The following is a 25,810-nucleotide window of genomic DNA, read 5'->3' as shown; positions in this document are numbered from 1 at the left end:
CGGCCGGCTGACTCCACGCGCTGGGGGCGACGAGCGGGGCGGCTTCGGTGGCGAGAGACACCACGTATCTGCTGGTTCGGCCCGGCGTCGAGCGTGAGATTCAGCGTCCCGCCGACTACCGCGGGAACGCTGTTCTCGAAAAGCAATGCTTCGGTTTCCGGGCGCTCGTGAGGTCGTGGCCTGGGGCTTCCCTCGCTCGGGTCGGCATGCTTATATTTGCCGCGTGGAAACAGTTGGATGATCAGGTTTTCCCTGAACATCCACCACGCGTGGTCACCGAGGCGTGTGCCACAAAGCAGCTTCGGCAAGGAGATTTACGAGTGAGTAGCAGTGAGGTCGTCCTGAGCCTGGCACAGGCGGCCGAAGGCGCAGGCACGGAACGATCCTTCGCGGCTGCCGAGCCTGAGGCAACGGTCTCCGGCCAGTCATCCCTGGCATCGCCCGCTCACACATCGTTGCTCTCATCGGAGAACTAAGACTCCGATTCGGGGCGATCACTAGCCTGCGGAAGCGCCCCACCCGCCGACCGGGCAGAGGACACTGTCGAGAACCTCGCGTACGCGGCCAGGACGCGGCAAGGTATCGACTTCCCTCTACTGGGCAGTGAGGAACTGCTGAACGCCGAAGCCCAACCAGACGTATCGGGCCCTCTGCGCGGACGGTTTCACCGAACGACGTCGTGCCCCATACGAAGGCGTTTCCGTTCACGGAAGGGGTACGCGGGCGCCCGTGCGCCCGCACACTGACCTTCCGAGCCTCCCGACACAGACCCACGCCGTGGTGCCACAACAATGAAAACGCTGGCTCGTGCCCTCCGCCGCAGCCCACCCCTTGACGTAGAGAGATTTGCTCCCAACCGGCTCCTGCGCCCCACCGCTGGGGCCGGTCATCCCGCCGCTCCCCACGGAGTGCGGCCTTCTGTGATTGCGACGTGTCCTGCATGCCCAGCCGGTGCACCCCATGACGTTTCCCCCCACCGCCAGTCACCACCCGGCCGGTCAACTCCGGGAGCAACTGTTTCCTCCGGCGGCTGATCCGGCTCTCCCTCAAGCTGCGGCGTCCGCTCGCGCACCACAACCGCTGACCGACCGTGAGATCTCCCTCGTGCGGTCAGGGCTGTCGCTGGTCGAACCGCAAGCGGCCGAACTGACGGTCTACTTCTACGCCATACTCTTCACCCGCTACCCCCAGGTCAGGGCGCTCTTCCCCGACAATATGGACGTACAGCGCGACCGGCTGTTGCGGGGACTGCTGAGGATCGTCGACCTGGCCGACGACCCCGACAACCTCATGCGCTTCTGCAGTCGACTCGGACGCGACCACCGGAAGTTCGGCGCAATCGAGGCCCATTATCCCGCGGTCGGTGAATGCCTTCTGGCCGCCTTGGCCCAGTACGCCGGCAGCGCCTGGACCGCAGAGATGGCCGACGCATGGACACGCGCGTACACCACCGCATCGCGTGTCATGATCCTGGCAGCCGATGACGACGCCCGCGTACGTCCCGCCACCTGGGCAGCCCGGATCGTGCACCGTGTCGACCGCGGCCACGGCATCGCCGAGATCACTGTGCAACCGGACCTTCCCTACCCCTACGCGGCCGGTCAGTACGTGACCATGGAGACGCCATGGCACCCCCTCGCATGGCGCCACTACTCGCCGGCCAACGCCCCCCGCCAGGACAACACCCTCACCTTCCACATCCGCGCCGTGTCCCGTGGGACTGTCAGCAATGCTCTGGTGCACCAGGCGACCGTGGGCCACGTCGTACGCCTCGGGCCACCGCAGGGCGACATGACCCTGAACGTCGCAGGCGATCGCGACCTGGTATGCGTGGCGGGCGGGACAGGACTTGCTCCCATCCGGGCCTTGCTGGAGGAAGCGGGCCACGGCGACATGCGACGTTACGTCGACTTGTTCATCGGAGCCCGAACAGCGGACGAGCTCTATGGCCTGGACGACATGCTCAGGATGGCCCAGCGCCACCACTGGCTCTCCGTGCGGGCGGCGGTTTCCCATCAGCGCATACCCGGGCGGGAAGGCAGCCTGCCACAGGTTCTGCGGGAGTTCGGCCCGTGGGGCCAGCACGCGGCGTTCATCTCCGGTCCTCCGGCCATGGTGACAGCCGCAGTGCGCGTGCTACGTGAGTACGGGGTGCCCCAGGCCCGCATCCACCATGACGCTGTGGACGTACCCGTCCTCACCGCTCCCCTCGTTCCTGCCCGACAAAGCCAGGAGAACGACCAACTGTGACTACACCCAACCCTGTCCCCTCGCAGGGTGAACGCACGCTGCAGAACTACCTCGGCACGAGCGGCCGCGCCGGTGACTTCTACGACCGGCAGGTACACCCCCACCTCACGCCGTCCATGCGGGAGTTCATCAGCAAGCAGTCCATGGTGTTCTCGTCGACGGCGGACTCACGCGGCCACTGCGACGCGAGCTTCCGCGCCGGACCACCCGGATTCGTCGTAGCTCTCGATGAACTGACCTTGGTCTACCCGGAGTACCGAGGGAACGGAGTCATGGCCAGTGCGGGCAACATCACCGAGAACCCGCACATGGGTCTGCTCTTCGTCGACTTCACCCAGCACCGCATAGGTCTGCACGTCAACGGGTCGGCCCGCCTGGTCAGAGACCAGGACCTGCGAGCCGCCCACCCCTTGATACCGGTGGATTCCGCACCTGGACGCCAGCCCGAGTTCTGGATCCACCTCACCGTCCACGAGGCGTACGTCCACTGCTCCAAGCACATACCCCACCTCGAACCGGCGCACCGCCCGCACCGCCGATCGCCGGAGCGGCCCAAGGACAGTGACTACTTCACCGAACTGGAGCCGCACCGCCGCCTCGCGCAAAGCTAATACTTCAGCAGGGCTTCGGCGTTGTACCTGAGCATCGCCGTTTTCGGTCTGTAGCAGCATCATGCCGAGGGTGGGACGGGGTTCTTGCGGCCCGTCCCGCGAACGTGTGACCACGCACATGCGCGCCCTCGACAAACAGGGGATGCGGCCACCCCCTGTGTCCCCCAGCGCTGTTGGACGCAAGGGATGCGACCCCACGATGCCGGGGCCACGAGACGCCAGACGGGAACACGGAGGCGGGGGCGGACTGAAGTCCGCCCCCGCCACTGCGCTTCGCAGGCCGCTCAACCGAAACTGCGCCTTCGATCGGCGGTGCGCTGCTCCGGGATGTGCTGCACCCGTTGCACCTGCGCCCTACTCTCATCCTCCTCCAGAGGCTGCGTGTCCAGCAGCTCCTCGAAGAGGAGACGACCGGCCACCATGGCCTGACGCATCCTCTCCGGTTCTGCGTTTCCGGTAGCTGCCTGTTGTGCCGCCGCGTGCAGTTGGCGAGCGCCGTGCACACGTCGGGGGTAATGAACGGACAACGCTTCGACCTGCCGGGAATACGAGTACGCCGGGTAGCCGCGGGCCACGGCCAGTTGCCACAGCAGACGATTGGCCTTGGCGACGGTGGCGCCAGGGAACTCGACGAACTGGCTTTGCAAATCCACCCACTGGGCGGCGTACTGTTCTCGAGCCTGAGCTGTCAGCCTCAGGGGACGCAGCTTGCCGAACCGGCGTACACGGGACCTCAGTTCACGCCTCGCTGCTTTGGTGTCACCTTGGTGCAGGGCGGTGATGTGGTCGAGTTCCGGCCCGAATCGGTCTCTCAGGCTGCCGAGGCGTTCTTGTGTCACTGGTGGAGCGAGCACGAGTGCAGTAATGATCACTACCACCACGCCGAAGATGATTCCGAGACCCACGGACATTTGTCCCGCCTTTCTCCGAGGTCCTTCAGGCGCTTCCGTCACTCAACGTTTCCGCAATAGCGCTCCGGAAACACCGTCCGTGATCGACGGAAGTGCCGCTGCACCTCAACCACCGCCCCGAGCAAGGGTTTCACAGCTATCCTCTCCGAACAACGAGCTGCCCGAGAGCTCCAAATCAGTGGAGGGAGGGCGAGCCCCCTCACGACACAGGCGCGTGCTCAGTAGGCCGGGCGTGTATGGCGCGCGCTATGGCCGGGCTTGGTGGCTTTTTGGCTGTGGCAAGGCACTCGCGGCGCCCCAGGTTGCAGCGTTCGTGCTCGCCTCGCTGCCCATCGTGGGCGGGTTCGTATTGATCTTTCTTCTGGTGGTGTCTGAGTCGTCCCGGTCGTTGGGTACTCCTGACGAGCTGGACGAGAATGAGTTCGGCGAGGACGAGGGGGATGAGGTGGCGGTCAGGCCGAGTTCCTGAACATGACCCTGCAAACCATCTCCCGGCCGCGCGAGGCGAATCCGCGCGATGTCGACCGGCTTCACGTGAGGTTCCCGCAGAGGTGATCGCGGTTCTGGGCCTGCTGAAGGCGGCCAACGGTGCCTGCGACAGGGAGGGCGCCCAGCGAAGCCCGCGTCGTGCTCGTCGGAGCGGGACAGCGTCGTCCTGCTGGCGACGTTGGTCGCGTGGTCGATGCCCCTCGGCGCCGAGTCAACTGGCGCTCGTTTCGGGTGACCTCTTACAACTGGTCCAGGTTGGTGAGGCCGGTGATGAGGACTCCTGAACGTTGGGAGATCAGTGCGGCGAGGTCTCCTACGCCTCTGTAGGTGGTGTTGAGTCGCCACACGGCTTCGCGGCCGGTCACCCGCGCTGTGAACGCCACTTCGTAGACGTAGGCGCGGCCCGCTGGGAGCGAGCCAACGGCGAACTGCGTCGCCTGTCCTTCGATCGACCGGATTTCCTGCCAGGCCACGGCGATCACGCGCCTGCCAGCCGTGTCGACGAAACCTTCAGAGAACAGATACAGGCCGCCGCGTATGCGCTGAAACCAGATATAACACCACGTAATGATGATCAGAAGGCCGAGCACCACAACACCGCGGCCCCAGATGTTCTCTGGACCGTTGACCACGAAGTTCATGACGATGACGAGGATCACCAAGCACGCCAGCGCACCGCCGAGGCCGGGGCGGCGGCGCACCCGCTGCTCGAACTCGCCTAGGCGCGCGCGGGCGGCACAGGCCAATACGCGGGCTGCTGGCGTGTCGCGTGGGTTGCTCATCCCGGCCATCGGGTCAGAGTAGCGAGCCCGGCTGAGGCAGGGAATGGGGCGGCTTTCCACGTGGCGTGCGCGGTGGTGATGCTTGCCCTGCGAGTGGGAGTGATGCCCGCACCTCCCTGCTCGGTCTCGTCGTCTGTCTGATCACTCACCGCCGCCTCTGACGGATTTTGTCAGCGCCTTCAATTAACGTGCTCCCTGGCCTGAAGTCCAGGGATTCCGGCCTGGGTCGTCTGCCCCTTCCGGGGGCTTCCTGCTTCACCGCGGCGCGCGGGCACGTGTGCCCTTCTTACCGGCGCTCTACGGGCGTTTAGCGTCTCCGCCCGTCCGGCGGCGACGATACGGCGTCCCTCGATGAGGACATTGCGGGCTGCGTCGTGGTCGCGGTCGTGCACCGTGCCGCATACCAACAGCTGATCCCGACGCGAAGCTGCGAGAGTGCCCGTCAGCTTCGACTCCGGCCGATGCCGCTGTTGGCACCGAGTGGGTTCTCGGGCGGCGGCGTGAATCCCGGGCGCCTGAGGTGAGGGTGAGCTCTGTTGGTGACGCCTTGTTCTTGTCTGCCGTCTACGTGTGCGATGTGGATCTGCCTGTGCGAGGAAATGGGCGGGTTGGCCGTTACAAAGGCCCCTCGCCCGTTCGGGTGGTGCGTCGGAGCCATGCGGCCAGGGGGACACCGGCGCCGGCAACCGCTTGCCGTAGGCCAGTCAGAGGCAGGTACGGCACGCACTGAATGTCCTGTACATGTTCTTAAGTCGCCCATGGGGTGTACAGGCGACTGTTACGGAAATGTCCGCGATTGGTAACTGGTCGCGGTCGGCCTGGCGTAGGCGTCACGGGAGCTTCACAGTTTGGGCTCCCAGTCCACACCGGACCGGGAGTCCGCACCGCGCATTCACCAGCAGGTATCGGCTGGTGAGGCACCGCTTTTTGAGGGGACATCACTCATGTCTGCTTCTGTGACCGCTCGCCGTATCGCCGCCACGGCCTTGGCCGCCGGCGCTGTCGTCTCTGCTGTCGCTCTTCCGGCCACCGCAGCCGACCCGGACCACCACCGGCATCCGCGGGTCGAGATCAGCGCCGTGCAGGCCGACAGCCCCGGGCGCGACAACCACACCCTCCGGTCGTTGAACGCCGAATGGGTCGAGATCACCAACAACACCCGCCGCGCGGTCAATTTGCATGGCTGGACGCTGCGCGACAACGACGGCAACCGCTACCGCTTCCATGACGTACGTCTCGCCGGCCGGGCGACCGTCAGGGTCCACACCGGTATGGGCCGCGACACCCGCACCGACCTCTACCAGGACCGGCGCGACTACATGTGGGACAACCACGCAGACCAGGCCACCTTGCGCAACGACCACCACCGCACCGTGGACGTCGAGTCCTGGGGCCGCGGCGGGCACCACCACCACCGCTGACCGTGCTCTGGGGTGAGCTTGCCACCTGTCTCCAACGGCTTGCTCACCCCAAATTGCACTGGGGTCCATCGGCAATCTCGACGAAAGCAGCGACGAAACGCGCCAGGGTCCACCCGAGCGGGACGAAGATGACCAGTCGGCCCGGCCGTGCTCCCGCTGCGGCGCCGACTGCATCGGCACGGCCCGCTGTTAACCGGCGTCTGGGCCGAGCTCTGCCTCGCTCCCGACGCCCGGTAGGCCGCGTGTTCCAGTGGTAGAAAGTCCCGGCTCTCAAACGATCGATGAGAAGTGTGCACGGCGCTTGCCGTGCCGCGTTGCGGTAGCTCGCTGCCCGGCGGTGGGTTGACGTGGGCGCCCGCTTTTTCCGGTCATGCTGGTTACCACCGCATCCGTGAGGGGGCGGGGAGAGAAGAAATGGTTAGAGTCCTCGCCCCCAGACCCAGGGCGGGGGTTCGCCGAGCCCCCCCGGGGGCCGGCCTTGCGTTGCTGCCCCACATCAGGTCGGCGTCGGTGCACGTCGTGTCGGTGAACAGCCCGCATGGGGTTCGCACCATCCGCCGGGGGCCGAGATGCAGCCCAAGCGCGCGAACCCGTCGATGGCAGACGCAACTCGGCGTTCTGGAGTGACGGCGTTCTCCTGTTTGTGCAGTTCTCGTCGAGCCGCCTTCTCCGGGTGTCTCACGCGCGGGCGTGGTGGCGTGGCTGTTGTCGAGCATCGCGGGGGAGAGCCCTGCGCAGCACGACCGGTGCCGTCGTCGAGATCCTTGCGGGTAGGGGGTATTCACTCACGACGGCAGCCGCCGCCGGTCAGAGGGACTGGCCTCAGCCGCAAGGCCCGTTCGGCCGAGTGTTGCCGCTGTCGGCCTGCCTACGTTCAGGCTGCGGCTCCCTGACCGGCGGTTTTTCTTCGGGCTGCGTGATCAGCCGCCGATCAGACGTCTAGGGGGCGCCAGGCGGGGCCGTCGCCGTCCCGCTTGACCTGTCCGAAGACCACATCGGCGAAGTGGATGCCGAAGCCGATGGTGTGGGGTTCTGCCAGCTCGTCGAGGAGTTGTCGGCGGTGCACGGCGGCCTGGACAGGATCGTGATCGAAGGTGGTGGACCATTCGGGGTGGTCGACTTGGATCGGGGAGTGCAGGGCGTCCCCGAAGGCGATCAGCCGCTGCTCGCCTGCGGTGATGACGTACGCGGCGTGTCCCGGCGAGTGTCCGGCGGTCATCCGCATCCGTACGCCCGGGAAGATCTCCTGCCCGTCCGTCACCGTGCGGATGTGCGGTGCCAGGCCGGCGACCTCCTTCGTCTCCAGCAGATCACGCCCGGCCCACTCCGGTTCGGACACCAGATAGTCGGCGTGGGCGAATGCAGGTTGGTCGGCACCAGTTGCGGGTTGCCAGGCCCAGCCGGTGTGGTCGGGGTGCAGGTGGGTGATGGCCACTGCATTGATCTGTCCGGGCTCGCGGCCGAGTTCGGCCAGGCTGTCCAGGAGCGCGCCCCCGTGGATTGCGCCGCGCGGGCCGCTTGGTGCGGGCGGCAAGGACTGCGGCCCAAACCCCGCGTCGATCAGCAGTGCACGGTCGCCGTTCTCCACCAGCAGGCCGCCGATGCTTGCCACAAGGCTGCCGGACTCGTCCAAATACTCCGGGTGGTCGGCCCACACCGTGCCGTCGGCCGTATCGGGAAGCAGATCGCGTGGTCGCAGCCGCACCGCCCCGTCCGGCACGTAGGACACCTTGGTGCTGCCGAGTTGCAGTGAACGGATCCTGGCTGGCTGCTGCAGCCGTTCGGCCTGCTCGATCGCTGAGTAGGTCATAGTCCAACTCTCCTTCTTGGGCGGGCCGTTGCCGTGGGTCTCGGAGGTGACGGGAACGACCATAAGCATCAAGTTAGAACTATGCAAGCTCATAATATTCTTGCTTGATGGACTTGCTACGATGGGGTTCATGACGACGCCCTCGGAGCCACCCGCCATCGCCGAGCGCGAGCTGTGCGGGCTGGTGAACGGACTGGCCCAGCGCATCGCCGACCACGTGCGCCAATGCGCGGTCACCCTCGGCCTGACCGCCGCTCAGGCAACCGCGCTTCGGGAAATGACGGGACCGATGACCATGCGTGAGCTCGCCGAACGCATGAGCTGTGAGCCTTCCAACGCCACCTTCGTCATCGACAAGCTCGAAAAGCAGGGCCTGGTCGAGCGGCGCGCTCACCCCACCGATCGCCGCGCGAAGCACCTGGTCCTCACTCCGGAAGGCAGCTCCGCCCGCGACCGACTCCTCGACCTCCTCGTCCAGGACTCGCCACTGGCTGGCCTCAACTCCCTGCAGCAGCGCACCCTTCAGGGCCTCCTGGAGCAAGCGACCGCCCGTCCGTGATTACCGTCAGCCAAGAACCAGGCCCGGCCACCGTGCTTCCAGCTGATGGCTGGTCGAGCAGGCCAAACCACATGCCGATCCGGCCGTGATGGGTTCTCAGGGAACACTCACGCCCCAGGGCACGTTCACCCTGACGCTCCAGAGGCCGAGGGGGCCGGCGGCACAGGCCCGCGGCGAGCACCCGCTGCGGGCGTCAGCTCTCGCCGCTCAGCGTCCGAGCGCCTTCTTGAGCTGCTGCTTGTTCATCGACGAACGGCCGTCGATGTTCTTCTTCTTCGCCTCGGCGTAGAGCTGGTCCTTGGTGGGGCCCTGCGCTCCGCTGTGCGAACGTTCCCCGCCGCGCTGTGGCGCCGACTTCGGGTCCTTCGTCGACGTCTTGCCGGCGGTCTTCGACTCGCCGGAGCGGGCCCGCTCCTTGTTGACGGTGCGGGCCGCGATCTCCTTGGCCCTGCCCTTGGAGGCGCCGCGGTCCTCGGCGCTCTCCTTGATGTGTTCGTACTGGCGCTCACGCTTGTTGCTGGATCCAGCCGGCATGCTGACCTCACTTCCTCACCGCCACCGCGTAGTGCGTTTGCGGGTGATCACGGTGGCTCCTTTGCGGGCATTGCACCCAGTTTCACACCGGTACCCCGACGCCGCTTGGCTCATGGGTCTGGACTGCACGTCTGGCCGCACGCACGGTCTGAGCCTGCCCCTGAGCAGGGGTTCATGGTGGGTCGGTGGGGACGGTGAGGATCTGCGGCGACAGGATTTTGATCATCGTGTTGGTCCAGCGCATCTGGCGCAGACTGCGTGGGTGGCCTGCGGATGCCACCTCGAGAAGCTGTGCGTCGCGGGCGGCTTGGGCAGCCTGGGCGAGCATCTCCCAGTGGAGCGCATTCTCCGATGCCCGCAGGTGTAGGTGGCACAGGTCGTGCAGGAGGAGCGCGCCCTCATCCTGCTCGGCGGGGACGCCCGGTTCGGCCAGCGACGGAAGGCAGGTGGAGACGCTGCCGGGGGCGAGCGCCGCCCCCTCGCCCGTGTCCTGTCGCTTGATCTCGGCGGCGAGCCTTTCTGCGCTCAGTCTCGACCAGCGGGCCACGTCCCGGGCCACGTGGAAGATCTCCTGCTCGTCGCGGTGGCGCTCGGCGACGAGATGCAATTCCTCCGCCAAGGTCCGCTCGCCCTCGCGCAGCGCCCACAGGGTCGTCACGATGCCGCTCATGCGCTGCCTCCTGGCCGGTCGGCGGGAGCCGCGTCCGTCGCGTCCTCACCTGCCGCGTTCGCCTGCATCGATTGCGTGGCGTGAGCTTGTGGGCCGCCGGCGGTGGCGGGTACCGCCTCCGCTCCGGGTCCGGCAGGCGCGGACGCGCCGGTGGTGGGGGCGGGCGCCGGTCGGCCTGTGCCACGCTCGACGAGGTGCAGTGCGGCGGCTGCGGTCTTGAACAGGGGCTGTTTGGAGACCGGGTCCCAGTCGGTGATCGTCGCCTCGTTGGCCGCCCGTCCCGGTGTGCCCTTCTCGGGGGAGTGCCCGCAGGTGTCCCAGTAGCCGTAATGAAAGGGGATGAAGAGCAAGCCGGTGCGAATCCCGGTGATGCGCAGGCGACCGCGCACCGTGCCGCGTGGAGTAGTGACGTCCACCAGATCCCCCTCGGCGAGCCCACGTGCGGCGGCGTCCTCGGTGGCGGCTTCAACCCATACGTCGGGCGCGCCCGCGTTCAGTTGGGGGGTGCGTCCCGTCTTCGTACGGGTGTGGAAGTGGTAGATCGTCCGCCCCGTAGTCAGCCGAAAGGGATACTCCGGCCCCGGTTGCTCGTGCGGCGGAAGGTACTCGGCCGCGCGCATCATCGCCTTGCCCTCGGGGTTGGACGCGCGGTAGTCCGTCTCGGCGTACGAGGCTCCGGTCGCCAAATCCTTCCCGTACGACTCGCAAACCTCGGGGGCCGCCCACGGGACACCGTCGGAATAGAGCCGCTGAGTGCCGTTGGGGGCCTCCTCGGTGCACGGCCACTGGATGCCGCTCGCGCCGCGCAGCTTGTCGTAGCTGAGACCGGTGTAGTCGCACGGTCGGCCGGCGCTGCACCGTTTCCACGCCTCGAAGGCCGACTCGGGCCCGTCCCAGCTGACGAGAGGGCCGCCGTCCTTGTCACGGAAGTCCATGGCTGCCGCGTAGGAGAGGAAGATGTCCAAGTCGGGGCGGGCCTGGCCCGGCGGCTCGACTGCCTTGTCGGACAGATGCACCGTGCGGTCCGCGTTGGTGAAGGTTCCGGTCTTCTCGCCCCAGGTCGCCGCCGGCAGGACCACGTCCGCGAGCTGCGCGGTCTCCGTCAGGAACAGATCCTGCGCCACGACGAAGAGCGTGTCCTGCTCCAGGATCGAGCGAACGCGGGAGAGTTCGGGCAGGGAGACGGCGGGGTTGGTGCCGCTGATCCAGAGCATGCCCAGTGAGCCCTGTTCTGCGTAGCGGAACATCTGCATCGCGTGGGTCGGCGGCGCGTAGTGTGCAATGGCATCCGGCTCGACGTTCCAGATGGCCGCAAGGTCGGCCACGTGCTCGTCGTTCTGCCAGTTGCGGAATCCCGGAAGGTCGCCGTTGGCGCCGCACTCCCGGGTGTTCTGCGCGGTCGGCTGACCGTTCATCTGCAGGACGCCGGCGCCGGGTTTGCCCAGCATGCCGCGCAGCAGGTGAAGGTTGTTGACCTGCACGGCCGAGGCGGTCGCCTGGTGTGATTGGTAGACGCCCTGGAGGACCGTCGACAGCAGCCGGTCCGCGCCGCCGAGCAGCTCGGCGGCCGCGGTGATCCGGGTGGCCGGTACGCCGCAGATCTCGGCGGCCCACCGCGGTGTGCACTGCGAGACGTTCTGGGTCAGCTCCTTAAAGCCCACGGTGTGCGTGGCGATGAAGTCTTGGTCGATCTGTCCCAGGCGGATGACCTCGTGCAGGAGCGCGTTGAGCAGCGCCAGATTGGTGCCGGGATGCGGGGCCAGATGTACGGCGGCGCGGCGAGCCGCCGGGGTGGGGCGGGGGTCCACGCAGACGAGCCGGGGCGGGTCGGCCCCCTCGAGCCGGTCCAGGATGCGCATCCATTGGACCGGCTGGGTCTCGGCGATGTTGTGGCCGAACAGCGCGATGACGTCGGCGTGATCGATGTCGTCGTAGGTGCCCGGCTGTCCGTCGCTGCCGAATGACTCCTTCAGCGCCTCGCCTGCCGTCGCCGTGCAGAGCCGGGTGTTGCCGTCGAGGTGGTTGGTGCCGATGCCGGCCCGGGCCAGGACCGCGAGGGTGTAGTACTCCTCGAGGAAGAGCTGTCCGCTGGTGTAGAAGCCGATGGCGCCCGGGCCGCGTCGCTCCAGGAGATCCTTCGAGCGCGCGACGATGCGGTCCATCGCGGTCGGCCAGTCCGTCTCGACCAGTTCGGTGCCTTCGCGCACCAGCGGCCGTGTCAGGCGGTCGGGTGAGGAGTTGGCCTGCCAGCCGAAGAGGTCCTTGGGTCCGAGTCGGCCCCTGTTGACACGATCGCCTGCTCGGCCCCGTACGCCGACGATGGCACCGTCTCGGACGGCGATGTCCATGGCGTCGCCGTCCGAGTGCAGGATCGAGGCGCTGCGGATCCAGCGCTGAACCTCTGTTTCCGCGACGCCATCGGCGAGATGCGTGTCCACTTTGACGGGCCATGCGCCGTGCCGGGCGTAGGGCGTACGGGACCCCCACGGATGTGCGATGCGGTCCTCGGAAGCCTCCACCGGTCACCTCTCTCGTGCGGCCCACCTGACTCCTCGCGGCGGGGCGCCCGCGTCAAGTACCCGGGCCACCAGGTCTCACTCGATTCACTGTGGCAGCCGTCTGGGGGAGGCGCCGCCTGTGAAAGCCGATATCCGGGCATTTGGAGGTCAGCTGGAATGATCGACAGCAGCGGTCCAGGCAAATTCCGGTGAGGGGGACCACGACGTGAGCACCCGCCTGCTCTGGCAGCGCGAGCTCAGCCCGGTGATCGCGGAACGAGGCGAACCTCCCAGCATCGGCCCTGGGTGCGGATACAGGCTCCCGATCAGAGCGGCGGCTGTCCCTGGCAGACGAAGGGCACGATCAACCGATGCTGGCAGTCAAGATGGGGCCGTCCCGCCGGGCGAATCCGCTGCTCTTGCCCGCCGGGCCAGCGGATCCAGCCCTCGCCGTTCTGGCGCATCGCAGCTGCCAGACGTGCGGGCACTCCCAGCAGGAAACCTCCCCATTTGGGGTCTCCCCCTGGGATAAGGGTTCCCAGGTCAGCTTCCACCGCGACCGCTTCCGCACCTACCAGAAGCACCACGGGAGTCGAGGGGGTCCGACGACCACACACTCCCATTCTGCCTCGCCGCCCATCCTCGCGCGACGGGATCACCGCGTGGGCCTGAGCGTGGAACGAGGCCATGACGGTTAGCGGACAAGGAAGGGCAGATCCGGGGGGAGACAGGACGAGACCGGGTGGCGTAGAGAAAGTGCGCTGTGCCAAACCAATGCGGCAGACTCCAATCCCTCGTTCCAAGAGCAGACTTAGAGCGGGCGGTTCCGGGCGCGCAGCTCCCCTCCGCGGCCGCAACCGCCTCAGCCGCGAGGCCGGGGCAGCCGGATCCCCGGCGCTCGGGGCAGTTCAGGGCCGATGGCATCGCGGCGAGAGTTCTGATGGTTGCGATGCCACCGGCTAACCGATGGTCTTGCCGGATCGGTGCTGTACGCAAGGGCCAGGTGCCTGCCACCTGAAGAAGTTCTTGCTGTACCGGGCAGAGGGCACGACGACCGAACGCAAGTTCCCAGCCCGGCTGCTCTTCCGTCGGTTCGGGGCGCGAAAGATGGGGTCCGTACCGGTCCTGCGGGGTTCCAGGAGTTCTCGTGCCTGGCCTCAGCTGATGCACCCGGGATCGGTGGCGCAGATGAGCCGTCAAGACGATAACGACCCTTGATGATGATGTGAGCGGCAGGTTCCTCTGACCCAACAGGGCCCGTGACGCGACTAGGCGCTGCTCGAGCAGGCCTGTGGGGGCGCAGCGCGGCGGCGCTGCGGCATGCAGACGCGTCCACAGTGCTGAAACAGCTCGCCGTAGCGCGGGCGACAGCGTGAGAGGCGAAATGAAGCAGGTCCATGCGCGTCTCCCGCAGGCCACGTCCAGGGGCGCGGTCACCAGGGCATGAAGGCGTTGATTTCCTTGCCGTACTTTCCCGTGATGACGCTGACCTGCTGGGCCAGTGTGTTGATGAGGGCCCAGCCCAGTCCGCCGGAGCCGTCGGGGCCGGGGGCACGTGGGCGTGGCGATATGGGGCTGGTGTCGCACACCATCACGTGCACCCCTTCGATCGTGGGGCGCAGCGACAGGATGACCGGCCCCGAGCGAACTGCATCGCATTTGCGGCAAGTTCGTTGACGAGCAACACGATGGCCCCTCGCGCTTCGGGGGTGGTTGCCGGACGAACCGCGGCCAGGTCGTCCAGGAACCCTTCGGTGGCAAGGCGTAGATGGCGGGCAGTCTGTTCGTCTCCATCGAACACTGCTCGGAACTCGCCGGTTGCCTCCCGTCCAAGCAGCCGCCGGAATTCTTCGTCGTTTCCGCCTGGTCCCACCATCCCCCGTCCTCGGCGGCCGACCGGCCGCCACGCGTCGAGCCCTCCCGTGGCCAGCTACCCGAGCCTCCTGTGCTCAAGCAGGGCGACCGAGTCAGGGGCCGCACACCACACCGGCTAACAGGTCGACATGGGCACGTTCGAGCGGAGCGACGGTCTGAGGACCAGCTGCGGATGGCTCCTGCCATCGAGAACGGGAGGCCGCGGCCGCTGGCTGCGCTGGTGAGCACGCCATGTGCGCCGTGTCCTGGCATGGGCGACCGCGAACCATCGCCGATCTCCAGCGGTGCTGCTGCCCGAGGCTGGTAGCGCGACGTCTCGTCGGAGGGCTCGTCCCGGCCGTGTCAAGGAGGCTGACCGCGAGTCATCGCAGTGTAACGGCGGGAGATCGAAGCGGGCAGTTCCGGCCGCACTTGCTCCCCTACGGCCGGTCCAGCCTCGAGCGCAGCGGCCAGCGTGGCGGGACACACGGGCGTGCTGCGGGAGTTGAGGGCCGGTGGCATCGCCGTCTCACTGATTCGTGGTTTCGGTGCCGTGGGCCAGCAAACGGGAGGAAGCCGTCGCGGAGGTCGAGGCGCCCTTCGGCAACAACGGCTCCACAACACCGCGCTGACCATGGGAACGTTCCACCGGCTCCGCACCGAGGCGGTCACGCCCGTGGACGAGGCGCAGGCGGCGTTCCAAAGCACTGCCTAGCCGTCGAGTGTGGCCTCCGTCGGAGTGGCGATGTTTGCAAGCCTGCGGGCCTCCTTGCCGTCCGATCCGCCCCGCAGCATGGTGACCTGGTGCGGCCCGTTACGCCTCCGAGGGTCGCTGGTCACACCACTTTCGAGCACCGCGCCCAGCACGCCGACCACCAAGAAGCCCAACGCCAAAACGGCGCCCAGGACGGAGCCCAGGACACAGGCCGCGGATTGGTCGGGGCGAGAGTCGAGGAACACGGGCGTGCATAGGGCAAGGACAACGGCTGCCACCACGGCAAGAGTGATCCACCAGCGGCGTCGGCTCACGACCTGGGCGGCACTGTGGACCCGGAACCCGACCCATGCGTCGCACTCCACACAGCGTATTGTCCCCGACCGTATCCCGTCCGCCGGACGGTCCAGGCACGCCGTGCTCACCCGGTAATAGGTGGTGATCTTGTTGCCCGTGCGGCGGCTGCCAACGGGGTGGCGCAGGAGGAGGTTCGGCCTCGGTCCTATCGGCATGACGCCAGCCTGGCACGTGAACATCGACCGCGTAACTTCTCACCTCCTGCTGCGCGGTGCACAGTGAGATGCGGTGCCACCGCAAGCAGGCTCCGCCGCAGGCTAGTTGGGTGGAGCGGGGTGGAAAGGCGGCGCGTTTCTCGTAGGGCCGGCAATTGCGCTCTTGCAGGCGACCTCCGGGGGGCCACGGGTTCAGCCTCGGCATGGTGCTGGTGCCCGTCACGCTGCGTGCTCCGGTGTAGCGGTGAGACTTGAGGCGGCACGGTCGAGGGGAGCGGCGGCCGTGCCGCCTCAAGCCATAAAGCGGCCCCTCGCGCGAGGTCTTGGCGCCAGGATTCGTCCGCACAGCTCTGCGTGCAGGGTCTTACGGGTATCCCTGATCAGCAGGCGCAACACCAGGAATCAGCCGTTATGGCATCGGCACGGGCGAGATGGTCGCGGCGGACCCGGGAAAGGGGGCCTACCCAGCGAAAGCCTTTGGCGATAGACTGGTTACTGTCCGTGGTCGAGTGTTGCGGTTAGCGCAACAACACCCCACCAGTGATCTCTCGGGCCCGGAGTGGGCCCCTTCGCCAGCGGCGACCTTAGCGGGACACTGCACCCGCCTCATAGCGCCGCGTTGGAGACCCTCGATCAGCATCCCACTTTGCTGGCGCTCCACCGGTGCGCCCACATCATCTGGGACTCTGACATGCGTGACTATTACGCCGATGACCTCCTGCTGATCCTGCCGTCGAGTGGCGGTGCCGGTGTGCGCTTGTGCGGCGAGGTGTACGCCGCGCACCGCACGCCTCTGGCCTTGGCGGTGTCCACCGCCCGGCAGAGCGCACCCACGCACGAGATCACTGTCGACCTGACCGGAGTGGCCTACCTGGCCAACAGTGCCTTGGAAACCCTTGTCGCCCTTGCTTGTCAACTGGCGCTGCCGCAACGGCTGGTGGTGAGGGCGGACCCCGAACTCCGGTTGGGTGAGCGGATTGCCGCTGGTGGTTGGAGCCAGACCGTAACGCTGCGTGTGATCGATGTCAGCAAGAGTGGCCCCGGCGGAGATGCGCCGGTGGAGTCCTAACGGATCTCGCGCAAGGCCCCGGCTGCCAGCGCGATGACCACTGTCACCGCCCACAGAATCGGTACCACAGTCCGCCTGGACCGGCGAAGCCACACCCAGACGCTACGTTCGGTCTCGGCCGCGTCCCGAAGTGGTCGAAGCTCTGCGGCGGAGACGATCCTTCGTATCTCGACACACCACACGCACGCAGCAGCCCCGTGCAGTGGAGAGTCCAACCAATAGGCCCCCAATAGCTGAGCTGTGGACCCCTGTTCCTCGTCAACGCTGTCCATGCTCAGGACAACGACGCACGGCATAGTTTGAAGTGGCCCCGTCAACACTGGAACGACGCTCATGCCTGCGACTCAAGCCGCTCGCCTCCTTGACGGACGAGTTCCAGGGGGTGCCACCGCTTGGTGCGATGCCGTAACGGCCCTACGGCCCGCCCTCGACAAAGTCGCCGCCGTTTCGCAGGCCTCGGGCCGTGTGGAGATTTGGTGGTTCGGTTCTCAGTGTGAGGTGAGCGGCGCGCACTGGTGCGAGGGTGGCGACACGTAGATGGCGTGGCCGCTTCTCAAAACCCTTGCTTGAGCGGGCAGTTCACCTGCCTCGCCAGCACGGGAGCGGCCCGCTGACGGCATCGGATGGACCTGGGGGAGTGCCGTATGCCGGGGGGACTTGTCTGCTGCCCACACGGTGGGCCGGTCGGCCCGGTTGCGGCATGTCCCCGGTCAGCGCTTGATGCCTACTCCCGCCAAGAGGCTGATCTGAGCGTCCGTGGGCTCCGTCCCGTCGGCGGGTTGGGTGGGGCGCCAGCGGTGGCAGCAGCAGATCCCGGGTTCGATCAGGTCGAGCCCGTCGAAGAAGGCGCGGATGTCGCTGTGTGAACGGAACTGGACCGGAGTCCCGGAGTTGGTATAGGCCTCCGCGACGTTGTTCCAGGTGACGGGGTCGAAGTCGGGCGTGCAGTGGTTCATGGCCAGGGCACTGCCGGTCGGCAGCGGGTCGAGCAGCCGGCGCACGATGGCGTAGGGATCGTGCGGGTCGGTCACAAAGTGCATGAGCGCGTTGAGGGAGAGGGCAATGGGCTGGCTGAAGTCCAGGACCTCGGCGTCTTCGACGGCGCTCATCAGCGCATCGGGGTTGGTGACATCGGCCTCGATGTAGGCCGTGCGGCCCTGTGTCGTGCTGCGCATGAGGCGTTCGGCGCACTTGAGGACGAGGGGGTCGTTGTCGGCGTACACGACGCGGGCGTCGAGCACGGTGGACTGGGCGACCTGGTGCAGGTTGGGTTCAGTGGGAATCCCTGTGCCGATGTCCAGCCACTGTCGGATGCCGTGCTCCTGGGCCAGTACACGGGTGGCCCGGTGCATGAACGCTCGGTTTTCGCGGGCGGTCAGGGGAAGGCCGGGATGTGCCTTGGCGGCGATCAGAGCCGCCTCTTTGTCGACCTCGAAGTGGTCCTTGCCTCCGAGGAAGTAGTCGTACATGCGGGCCGAGTGCGCCCTGCTCGTGTCGAGTTGCCGGCCGGCCTGGCTGGGGGTCATGGTGTTCCTTTCGTGCGTGTATAGGGTGGCCCGCAGGCCAGGAACGGCACCGGTGTCTCTCCCGTATGCCCGTCGTGGGTCTACCCGGAGGTCAGATGATCGGCCAGGCCTTGTTTGACCCCGCGCAGGAACGCGGCGATCTCCTCCGGCGTGCAGATCAGGGCCGGTCCGCCGGGATCGGTCGACTGGCGCAGGGCCACGCGGCCGTCGGCGAGCTTTTTCGTCTCGACACACTGGCCGCCGTTCGGCCCGCTCCAGGGGCGCTCCCAGCCCTGCTCCCCGAGGTCGTGGGCCGGCATCCCGTTGTAGACACCCTCGTCGATCACCGTCACGAGTACTCCTTGCGCATGTGGTTCAAAAGGGCCCTGCTGTCCTCGGACGACGTCAGGAGAGCCATGCGGGTATGCGCTTCGAGGTGGGCGACCACGTCCACGCGCTGGTCCAAGTAGAGGGCAGCCGACAGGAGTTCGCTGTACACGATGTCGGGCAGCTCGGGTTCCTCAAACCGGAAGTACGTGAACGGGGCACACGCCCCGACGTGCGCACCTGACGTGAAGGGCACGATGTCGAGACTGATGTGCGGGAGTTCGGACACGTCCAGAAGCCGCTCGATCTGCTCCCGCATCACCTCGGAGCTGCCCACTTGGCGGTGCAGGACGGCTTCCTCCATGACCACCCACAGGGTGGGAGCGTCCTCCCGCTCCAGCAGGCTCTGGCGCCGCAGCCGCAATTCCACGCGGCGGGCCAACTCCTCGTCGCTGCCGTTGGGCAGTCCGCCGCGCAGCACCGCGCGGGCGTAGTCGGGAGTCTGCAAAAGGCCAGATACGTACTGGGGTTCGTAGGTGCGCAAGGTCTTGGCGCCGGTCTCCAGGCTGACGTAGGCAGTGAACCAGCCGGGGACCGCGTCGCGGTAGGAGTGCCACCAGCCGGGCTCGTTGGCCTGCTCGGCCAGATCGACGAACTCGTCGATCTCCCGGCGGTCCGCGCCGTAGGTCTCCAGGAGCTTTTCCACGTAGAGAGGCTTCAGGGCGACCTCGGCCTTTTCCAGCCGACGGATCGTCAGGGTCTTGACACGAAGCGCTTTGGCCGCGTCCTCCAGTGAAGCACCGACGCTGAGCCGCATGTCCTGCAGCCGACGGGCGAGGATCATGCGCAGCACGGTCGGCGCGCTGGTGCTGGAACGACCTTCACTCACGCCCGACCTCCTGAGGGCTCTTCAACAACACCATTCTGACAGTGACTTGATGACGACGCCAGAGCGATATCTGCTGGGTGAAATTATCAGGGAGGAGGTTGCAGCGCGAGGTGATCACGCGCATAGTCGGCATATGCACGGTCGCGTCACCGCCCTGCCGCAGCACCCGGTCCCCGCCGGATGCGGGATGGTGATGCCCTCGTCGCCACGCCACCGGCGCAGGGCACCTGGCCGGGCACCGCCTCGCACCGCTCGAGCTGCCGTCCGCACCCCCACACCGCGCCTGCCCCGCGACAGGCCTTGGAAGGCGACTTTCGTGACCCTGCCCCCGCACCCCACCCCTGCTTCGTCTGCCGGCTTAACCACGGCCGCGCCGCGACGCGAGTACTGGTTCGGCCTTCCCGCCCTACGCACCAGTGCACGAGCCGCCCGCGACGCAGTTCGCCACCGGCTGAGCGCTTGGCAGGTAACCGGCACCACCTGCTCCGACGCGGTACTGCTGGTCTCGGAACTGACCACGAACGCTGTCCTGCACACCGACAGCGAACGGGTCCTGTGCGGCCTCATGTTGAGCGGCGGAGAGCAGCGCCTGCGGATCGAACTCCACGACGCGGGCCGCACCCCGATCCGCCCACCTGAGCACCAAGCCGATGCGTGCGCGGAGAGCGGGCGAGGCCTGTTCCTCGTCCAAGAACTCGCCGACCGCTGGGGCTCCGCGCACTCCACTCGGGCCGAAGGCACCGTCGTCTGGGCAGAGTTGACGGCCTGCCCCTGACCGCTGGTACGGCAAGGTCTCCGGCGGCACCGCACCGCCTAGTCGTGCCTCTTGACGTGGCGAACCCTCTCCTTGACCCATCCAAAGAAGGCATCCATGAGTTCCCCCGGCGACACTTCGCCTCCCGTCGTGCTGTACGTATGCGCCGACCGGGCCCCGGATACGCACGGGACGGCCACGCAGTGCGCACGGACAGAAGGCCACGCGTTCGCCGAGGAACGGGGGCTGACCATCGCCGAGGTCGTCACGGACACCTACGGAGAGCCCGACCCGGTCCAGCGCAGCGGGTGGCGACGTGTGCGTCAGCTCGTACAGAAAGGCCAGGTCACCGCGGTACTCGTCCGCTGGCCCAGTACCATCGCCCCGGAGTCTGCGGATGGCCTTCGGCGCCACGAGACAGCCTGGCTCCACCGCCGCGGGGTATGCGTCCGGTACACGTGGGCCCCACTGTCATCGACGGGCGACGAAGCCCGGTGAACCCACTCGGTGACGACCCGCCAAGCCCCTAAAGACGTCTCCCGGCGACTGTCGTGCGGTCTGCGGTTACGACCCCGGGGATCTGCGGTAAGCGAACCGCATCGGCCTGGCCGTGCAAGAACTCTGACGGCCACAGCAGGGCGTCGCAGGACGTTATTGGGGGATGGCTTCGAGGGACACGGTAGGTTCGACAAGCACGCCTGCACCATCCACGGCGCCGTCACGGCCGCCCGGTCCGACTGTGGCTCCGCCCGTGATCTTTGCTGGATCTAGGGACCTGTCCGGGCGATCAAGCTGGGCTCGTTCCTCGGGAATTCGTACCGCCAAGGTGCTCCGGATCCGCCTCCGTGGGATCAGACGTCGATCGGCTTGCGGTAGCGGACGTATTCGTTCTGGCGCCGGAACCCTACGCTCTCGTAGAGGTCGTAGGAGCGGTGCAGATTCGCGGTCCCGGTGTACAACCGGGCAGTCTCCGCGCCGTGCTCACGAAGTGATCGCAATCCGTCCAACAGCAGGGCCCGCCCCAGACCCAGACGCCTCGACTCTGCCCGAACGCTCAATTCTTCGACTTCGCCCACGGTGTGGTCATGCCGGCGGATGGCGCACAGCGCGACGCCCGCCATCCGATCCTCATCCCAAGCGGCTCGCCAGCAGGTCGGGGCGGCCGTGGCAAGGAAGCTCTCGAACGTCCACTTCTCGGTGAAGGCAACATCGGCATACGAATCAACGACCGTCTTCCAGGCCGCGTGGTAACTGCTCGACTCGACGGCACCCAATCTGATGCCGGACGGCAACTGGCCGTTGTTCTCGGCTAGCCGTCGGAGATCGGCCAGTTCCATCTCTATCAGGCTGAAGACACGCCGGTACCCGGTTTCGAGCAGCAGCTCCGTTGAATCCTCCTCGGAAGCCATAGCGTTCGCGCCGAACACAGCCGTCCGTGCAGTTCCATGTTGCTGCACGAGCCGGCGGACACGGTTCTCGGCCCAGTTGACCATGTCCGAGCCGATGCCCGCGCCGCGGTGCTCGGGCAGCAGGTAGCCACGGTGCAGGTACAGCCATGTCCCATCCCGCTCCTGCCACCACCTGATCGTCACGTAGCCGACGATGTCACCGTTGTGCTCCACCAAGACCTGGTTCTCGGACGGGGCGTCCAACTTGGCGGAGGCTGCGGCGATCTCGGCTGCCGTCGGAACTCCCTCCACAATCGAGCGAGTGTCGATCCCGTCCCGCGCTGCACAGCCCAGCCGCACAGCGGCCATCGCGCCGTGGTCTTGGTTGCCGCGATACGGCTGGAAGAGATAGCCGGGCGATCGTCCCAGCGATCCATGGCCGCTGCCGCTGTGCACGCCCATGCCAATGCCTCCCGTTGAGTTGGACATGCGGTCGCGAGCGTAGGCCGTGCCGATCGGACAACAGAACTCGTTTTTCCGCGGGATGACCAATCGCGGGGACCTGACTGACGCGCAGTGGGAACGGCTGCGGCCGTTCCACGGCTATGTCTACCTCAGCACGGCCACCGCGGCAGCCCTCACCGTGTGGCTCCGAACGTGATCGCCCGGACAAGTCTCAGTTGCCGGTCGTGCCGTCGAGCATCTCGCGCAGAATGTCCAAATGGCCGTTGTGGCGGGCTGTCTCCTCGGTGAGGTGGAGGAGGATCCAGCGCAGGTCGACGTGAAGGCCGTTGCGGATGGTTCTCGTGGCCTGCTGGTCCAGGCCGTGCTTGGTGACCAGTTCGCGATAGCGGGCGCTTTGTTCGGCGTATTCGTCGAGCAGCTGTGGGAGCGGGAAGTCGACAGCGATGCGCATTTCGCGGTCGGGGTCCTCATCCGTCATGGGGGCCCGGTCTTCTTCGCCGAGGAAGACCACTTGGAACCAGTAGTACTCGACCCAGCGCAGGTGGTTGATGAGACCGCTCATGGTCATCAGCGGTGAACCCGGCAGGAGCGCCTTGCGTGCGTTGTCCGGGGAGACGCCGTCGCATTTGGCGCGGGCGCTCTCGCGTGTGTAGTCAAGGAACGTGGTGAGCTGAGTGCGCTCGTCCCACGCGGGCGGTGTGTCGTTGATTTTGGTCATCGCGCGAAGCGTCCCCGATCACCGCACCGGCTGTCGAGGCATTTAACGGCGGGCGTCCGGCCGTAGGGCCGGCACCGGGGCGATGAGCCGAACTCAGGCCAGTCCGCCGGTTGCCCGCAGGTTCTGGCCGGTGATCCACCTGCCATCTGGGCCCGTGAGGAACGCGACGACAGCGGCCACGTCGGACGCCTCCCCGAGGCGGCTCAGAGGTGTCATGCCGGCGACCGCCTGGAGCGCCTCTGGGGGATTGGTGCTACGGAGCATTTCCGTGTCGGTCGCGCCGGGCGAGACAGCATTGACCGTGATGCCCCGGGGTCCGAGCTCCCGGGCGGTGACCGCGGTCAGTTGCTCGATCGCGCCCTTGCTGGCGGCATACGGTCCGATGCCCGGCACGGGACGCACGGTGTTCATGGTGGAGATGTTCACGATCCGCCCGCCGTCGCGCATCTGCCTGGCGGCGTAACGCATCGTCAGGAAGACAGAGCGGGTGTTGACCGCCATCACGCTGTCGAAAACCTCCACCTCGGTCTGGGCGAGCGGAGCCGGGCTGAACGCCATCGCCGCGTTGTTGACCAAGATGTCCAGGCCGCCGAGATGCATCTCCGCGGCTTCCATCAGCCGCTCCGGCGCGTCGGGCTCCTTCAGATCAAGGCACACCGCCCGGACCTTGCCACCGTCCGCCTGAACGACGCGGACGACGTCGGCCGCGGCTTCACCGCTGGTGGCGTAGTTGAAGACCACGTCGGCTCCGTCACGACACAAGCGTTCAACAATCGCCCGGCCGATCCCCCGGGATCCGCCCGTGACGACGGCCGTCATGCCTTTGAGCACTGTTCCTCCACACTGGCGAGAGATGATGTGGGACCTTCGAACGTACTGGTGTCACCGCTCCCGCTCAATGGCCTTTGCCGGCGTGGTCCGCGGGCAAGCCCTCCCGATGCAGACAGCTACTCCCCGGTGGCCCGGAGAACGGCTGGTTGCTCGCGCCACGCTGTGCCGTCCGCGATGCGCCGGGTAGGTCAGTTCCTATGTGCAGCGGAAAACGGGCGCCGGCGGGCAGCGCTAAGCACCTCGCGTACGCGAGGCCATACGCGGCACATGCGCTGGGCGGGCAGTGTGTTCATGCCGGGCCCGAAGACCCGCAGCGTCCTGGCGCGAGGAGCGGCTGTGCACAGCGTTCCCGCGGTGCGTCTGGTGTTTGCTCTCCAGTAGCAACCGGCCTTAACCCGTTGCACAACAGGGGAGTGAGGGAAGGGTCGGTGACTGTGCCGGGGCGGGGGACAGGGTGGGTTGGTGGTGGGAGGCTGGAGGGGTCCGGCCGCCGCCGCGCGGGTGCGGCCGCGGCCGGGGGCGCGAAGGACCGAGGCTCCCCCTCGATGGGCCCCGCGCGGTGCCCTCCTGACGTTGGGGTAGGACTGCGTACAACTCTTGCCCTGCTTGCTGTGACGCCGGGAGGGCGGAGGCCGGAGCTGTGTTGTCGGTGAGGCAGCTCCGGCCGGCCTGGTCCGCGGCTCGGGGGCTGGGAGCCTGCGGCGCAGGACGTGAGCCCTGCTGTCTGTCCGAGGGTAGGAGAGCAGGGGGGGTATCGGAAGCGAGGAGTCTCCTGCTCTGGCCCTGGTTCGTGGTTCGGGACTTGAGGCGTGCGGCGGTCGCGGTCCGGGAGGGAGCGGGGTGATGGGCGGTTCTGAGTCGGCGAGTTGTCGGGAGCGTGCGGTTGATATGCGTGTGTGGGCTGCGGCAGCCCGGGCACGGGCGCGTGGGATGCGGATTGACGCGTGCCGGAGCAGGCAGGCGGCGTTGCGGATGCAGCGTGATGCGCGGAGGCAGCTCGGGAATGGCCGCACGTAGGGGTGATCACCAGGCCGGGGCCCTGTCGGGGTGCTGGCCGCGCGAGTGATGCAGCACGCGAAAGAAGTTGATCTCTCCCTGAAGAGATCCGTGTACTCTCCCCGCTGCGGGTGGGGCCTGAGTCGTCGAAGGGTTTAGGTCGCGCGGTGGCGGGTGGGCCGGAGCGTCATACTGGCTGTGGCCGCAGGTTGCGTCGTCGCCGCGATGGGGCTGCGGCTCTGTGGTTGGAGGCTGAGCTTCCCGGCCGCCTCGGGTGCCTTGCGGGAACGCTTGCCTCTCAGCGCCTCCCGCAAGGCACCGGCCCCGGTGTGGGGTTCCGACCTTGGACTTGGCCCCCGGCGTGAAGCGCGGCCAGGAACTGCGCTGCGCCAGAGCGGAGCACAGACGACGCGACGCCCGCACGAGAAACGCGGGCCACACGTCCCGCCGCAGCCGGTTGTATGAACCGTCTGCGTTCTCTTGCGGGATGGGGATGAGGGTCTCGTACCTCTCGCCGGACATGAAATGACAACCGAGTCCCGGCTGACAGTGTGCACGCGGTGCTGCTGCAAGAGCGGTTGGGTGCAGCAGGGAATTAGCAGCCGTGGGATCTGCAGGCGTGTGCCGGTGGTGCGTGGCCTCCCTGGCGGGCCCGAGGGCCCGCCAGGGAGGCGGGCAACGAAGCGTGCCCGGGCTCAGTCGGTGTCGATGCCGGACGCGGCGAAGACCTTGTCCGCATCCTGCACCGCCAGGACGCCGTCCTCCACGAAGGTGACCTCCCGCAGGTTGGGCAGCAGAGCGAGGTCGTCGAGCGAGCGGACATCGAACAGGTCGTCCTCGCCGTCCCAGGCCGGGGCGCAGTGCCGGAAAACATCCGCCCCGGCGTCGAAGCACAGCTCCTCGACGCGGGCGAGCAGCTCGGCAGGGATCTCCAGGGCCTCGAAATGGGCCCGGGGCTCCGGCAGCACCTCCGCGTGCAAGCCGTTCTCCAGGACGTAAGACGCGGGGTCGGCGATCCCCCGCTCTGCCAGCTGCGTGGGCAGGTCGTAGACCGGCAGAAGCGGCTCGGGGCCGTACATGAGCTTCTCGATGACGAGCAGCTTGAGGTTGAAGTCGCGGAACTGGCTCATGGGACATGGGTACCACGGAGGTATGACAGAGGTCCTCCGCCCGGCTCTCGCCCTGGCGCAGGCAGGCGGAGCCACCGGCCCGTCTTCTGCCGGGCCCGGCCTCGCTCAGGCACTGGGGAGCT

At 67.3% G+C, this 25,810-nt stretch carries 21 protein-coding genes; 6 read left to right on the top strand and 15 right to left on the bottom strand.

Translation table 11 applies throughout. The features are described 5' to 3' along the window. The first annotated feature begins 1,104 nt into the window (after positions 1-1,104). Positions 1,105-2,250, top strand: coding sequence for a globin domain-containing protein (locus tag AB0I66_RS00435; protein WP_363205437.1), 1,146 nt, complete (start codon positions 1,105-1,107; stop codon positions 2,248-2,250). Further along, positions 2,247-2,861: a pyridoxamine 5'-phosphate oxidase family protein gene (locus AB0I66_RS00430; protein WP_363205436.1), complete on the top strand. Its 615-nt coding sequence runs from the start codon at positions 2,247-2,249 to the stop codon at positions 2,859-2,861. Before AB0I66_RS00435 ends, AB0I66_RS00430 begins: the two co-directional genes overlap by 4 nt. 284 nt (positions 2,862-3,145) lie before the next feature. Here the strand turns inward: AB0I66_RS00430 and AB0I66_RS00425 are convergent, their stop codons facing one another. Continuing rightward, the gene (locus AB0I66_RS00425) at positions 3,146-3,772 is read right to left on the bottom strand and encodes a hypothetical protein (RefSeq protein WP_363205435.1); all 627 of its coding nucleotides are present in this window, start codon (positions 3,770-3,772) and stop codon (positions 3,146-3,148) included. A 728-nt stretch (positions 3,773-4,500) separates the two neighbouring features. Further along, positions 4,501-5,052, bottom strand: a complete 552-nt coding sequence (locus AB0I66_RS00420) for a DUF6585 family protein (protein ID WP_363205434.1) — start codon at positions 5,050-5,052, stop codon at positions 4,501-4,503. Positions 5,053-5,987: 935 nt separating this feature from the next. Between AB0I66_RS00420 and AB0I66_RS00415 the strand changes: the two genes are divergently transcribed. Beyond that, entirely contained in the window at positions 5,988-6,464 is a 477-nt protein-coding gene (locus tag AB0I66_RS00415) for a lamin tail domain-containing protein (RefSeq protein WP_363205433.1), read from the top strand. A gap of 931 nt (positions 6,465-7,395) precedes the next feature. Here AB0I66_RS00415 and AB0I66_RS00410 read toward each other — a convergent pair. Beyond that, the gene (locus AB0I66_RS00410) at positions 7,396-8,274 is read right to left on the bottom strand and encodes an MBL fold metallo-hydrolase (protein WP_363205432.1); all 879 of its coding nucleotides are present in this window, start codon (positions 8,272-8,274) and stop codon (positions 7,396-7,398) included. 130 nt (positions 8,275-8,404) lie between these two features. Here AB0I66_RS00410 and AB0I66_RS00405 point away from each other — a divergent pair, with 130 nt between their 5' ends. After that, positions 8,405-8,833, top strand: coding sequence for a MarR family transcriptional regulator (locus AB0I66_RS00405; RefSeq protein ID WP_363205431.1), 429 nt, complete (start codon positions 8,405-8,407; stop codon positions 8,831-8,833). Positions 8,834-9,040: 207 nt separating this feature from the next. Here AB0I66_RS00405 and AB0I66_RS00400 read toward each other — a convergent pair whose 3' ends face one another. The 5 genes from AB0I66_RS00400 to AB0I66_RS00380 form a co-directional block, all read right to left on the bottom strand. Beyond that, positions 9,041-9,367, bottom strand: coding sequence for a plasmid stabilization protein (locus AB0I66_RS00400; RefSeq protein ID WP_363205430.1), 327 nt, complete (start codon positions 9,365-9,367; stop codon positions 9,041-9,043). 172 nt (positions 9,368-9,539) lie between these two features. Further along, positions 9,540-10,037, bottom strand: coding sequence for a hypothetical protein (locus AB0I66_RS00395; RefSeq protein ID WP_363205429.1), 498 nt, complete (start codon positions 10,035-10,037; stop codon positions 9,540-9,542). Continuing rightward, complete coding sequence (locus AB0I66_RS00390; protein ID WP_363205428.1) at positions 10,034-12,556, bottom strand: nitrate reductase; 2,523 nt, start codon at positions 12,554-12,556, stop codon at positions 10,034-10,036. Before AB0I66_RS00390 ends, AB0I66_RS00395 begins: the two co-directional genes overlap by 4 nt. Positions 12,557-13,968: 1,412 nt before the next feature. Then, a complete protein-coding gene (locus AB0I66_RS00385) occupies positions 13,969-14,136 on the bottom strand; it encodes an ATP-binding protein (RefSeq protein ID WP_363205427.1) in 168 nt (55 codons plus the stop codon). Between the two features lie 964 nt (positions 14,137-15,100). Then, a complete protein-coding gene (locus tag AB0I66_RS00380) occupies positions 15,101-15,469 on the bottom strand; it encodes a hypothetical protein (RefSeq protein ID WP_363205426.1) in 369 nt (122 codons plus the stop codon). A gap of 838 nt (positions 15,470-16,307) precedes the next feature. On the opposite strand from AB0I66_RS00380, the gene AB0I66_RS00375 reads away from it, so the two are divergent. After that, positions 16,308-16,685 carry a hypothetical protein gene (locus AB0I66_RS00375; protein ID WP_363205425.1) on the top strand — a complete coding sequence of 126 codons (378 nt, stop codon included), beginning with the start codon at positions 16,308-16,310 and terminating at the stop codon, positions 16,683-16,685. Between the two features lie 710 nt (positions 16,686-17,395). Here the strand turns inward: AB0I66_RS00375 and AB0I66_RS00370 are convergent. The 3 genes from AB0I66_RS00370 to AB0I66_RS00360 form a co-directional block, all read right to left on the bottom strand. Beyond that, a complete protein-coding gene (locus AB0I66_RS00370) occupies positions 17,396-18,211 on the bottom strand; it encodes an SAM-dependent methyltransferase (RefSeq protein WP_363205424.1) in 816 nt (271 codons plus the stop codon). Positions 18,212-18,291: 80 nt separating this feature from the next. After that, entirely contained in the window at positions 18,292-18,510 is a 219-nt protein-coding gene (locus tag AB0I66_RS00365; RefSeq protein ID WP_363206632.1) for a DUF397 domain-containing protein, read from the bottom strand. A gap of 29 nt (positions 18,511-18,539) precedes the next feature. After that, complete coding sequence (locus tag AB0I66_RS00360; protein WP_363205423.1) at positions 18,540-19,406, bottom strand: helix-turn-helix transcriptional regulator; 867 nt, start codon at positions 19,404-19,406, stop codon at positions 18,540-18,542. A gap of 316 nt (positions 19,407-19,722) precedes the next feature. Here AB0I66_RS00360 and AB0I66_RS00355 point away from each other — a divergent pair, with 316 nt between their 5' ends. Then, entirely contained in the window at positions 19,723-20,181 is a 459-nt protein-coding gene (locus tag AB0I66_RS00355; RefSeq protein ID WP_363205422.1) for an ATP-binding protein, read from the top strand. Positions 20,182-21,011: 830 nt separating this feature from the next. Here the strand turns inward: AB0I66_RS00355 and AB0I66_RS00350 are convergent. The 4 genes from AB0I66_RS00350 to AB0I66_RS00335 all read right to left on the bottom strand — a co-directional run bounded on the left by AB0I66_RS00350 (position 21,012) and on the right by AB0I66_RS00335 (position 25,688). Further along, complete coding sequence (locus AB0I66_RS00350; RefSeq protein WP_363205421.1) at positions 21,012-22,010, bottom strand: GNAT family N-acetyltransferase; 999 nt, start codon at positions 22,008-22,010, stop codon at positions 21,012-21,014. Positions 22,011-22,224: 214 nt separating this feature from the next. Beyond that, positions 22,225-22,731 (bottom strand): DinB family protein, encoded by a 507-nt coding sequence (locus AB0I66_RS00345; protein ID WP_363205420.1) that lies wholly within the window; start codon positions 22,729-22,731, stop codon positions 22,225-22,227. 93 nt (positions 22,732-22,824) lie between these two features. Beyond that, positions 22,825-23,550: an SDR family oxidoreductase gene (locus tag AB0I66_RS00340; RefSeq protein ID WP_363205419.1), complete on the bottom strand. Its 726-nt coding sequence runs from the start codon at positions 23,548-23,550 to the stop codon at positions 22,825-22,827. A gap of 1,703 nt (positions 23,551-25,253) precedes the next feature. Beyond that, entirely contained in the window at positions 25,254-25,688 is a 435-nt protein-coding gene (locus AB0I66_RS00335) for a hypothetical protein (RefSeq protein ID WP_363205418.1), read from the bottom strand. Between the last annotated feature and the right edge of the window lie 122 nt (positions 25,689-25,810).

The sequence above is a fragment of the Streptomyces sp. NPDC050439 genome, assembly GCF_040655335.1.
Classification (GTDB): domain Bacteria; phylum Actinomycetota; class Actinomycetes; order Streptomycetales; family Streptomycetaceae; genus Streptomyces.
The sequence above is the reverse complement of the archived record's forward strand: the minus strand, read 5'-3'. Positions and strand labels throughout refer to the sequence as shown.

Excerpts from the sequence above, each read along its gene's own strand:
- AB0I66_RS00425 (WP_363205435.1), bottom strand. The coding sequence starts at position 3,772 with ATGTCCGTGGGTCTCGGAATCATCTTCGGCGTGGTGGTAGTGATCATT.
- AB0I66_RS00420 (WP_363205434.1), bottom strand. The coding sequence starts at position 5,052 with ATGGCCGGGATGAGCAACCCACGCGACACGCCAGCAGCCCGCGTATTG.
- AB0I66_RS00415 (WP_363205433.1), top strand. The coding sequence starts at position 5,988 with ATGTCTGCTTCTGTGACCGCTCGCCGTATCGCCGCCACGGCCTTGGCC.
- AB0I66_RS00410 (WP_363205432.1), bottom strand. The coding sequence starts at position 8,274 with ATGACCTACTCAGCGATCGAGCAGGCCGAACGGCTGCAGCAGCCAGCC.
- AB0I66_RS00405 (WP_363205431.1), top strand. The coding sequence starts at position 8,405 with ATGACGACGCCCTCGGAGCCACCCGCCATCGCCGAGCGCGAGCTGTGC.
- AB0I66_RS00400 (WP_363205430.1), bottom strand. The coding sequence starts at position 9,367 with ATGCCGGCTGGATCCAGCAACAAGCGTGAGCGCCAGTACGAACACATC.
- AB0I66_RS00395 (WP_363205429.1), bottom strand. The coding sequence starts at position 10,037 with ATGAGCGGCATCGTGACGACCCTGTGGGCGCTGCGCGAGGGCGAGCGG.
- AB0I66_RS00375 (WP_363205425.1), top strand. The coding sequence starts at position 16,308 with ATGCGTGACTATTACGCCGATGACCTCCTGCTGATCCTGCCGTCGAGT.
- AB0I66_RS00370 (WP_363205424.1), bottom strand. The coding sequence starts at position 18,211 with ATGACCCCCAGCCAGGCCGGCCGGCAACTCGACACGAGCAGGGCGCAC.
- AB0I66_RS00365 (WP_363206632.1), bottom strand. The coding sequence starts at position 18,510 with ATGCCGGCCCACGACCTCGGGGAGCAGGGCTGGGAGCGCCCCTGGAGC.
- AB0I66_RS00350 (WP_363205421.1), bottom strand. The coding sequence starts at position 22,010 with ATGGGCGTGCACAGCGGCAGCGGCCATGGATCGCTGGGACGATCGCCC.
- AB0I66_RS00345 (WP_363205420.1), bottom strand. The coding sequence starts at position 22,731 with ATGACCAAAATCAACGACACACCGCCCGCGTGGGACGAGCGCACTCAG.
- AB0I66_RS00340 (WP_363205419.1), bottom strand. The coding sequence starts at position 23,550 with ATGACGGCCGTCGTCACGGGCGGATCCCGGGGGATCGGCCGGGCGATT.
- AB0I66_RS00335 (WP_363205418.1), bottom strand. The coding sequence starts at position 25,688 with ATGAGCCAGTTCCGCGACTTCAACCTCAAGCTGCTCGTCATCGAGAAG.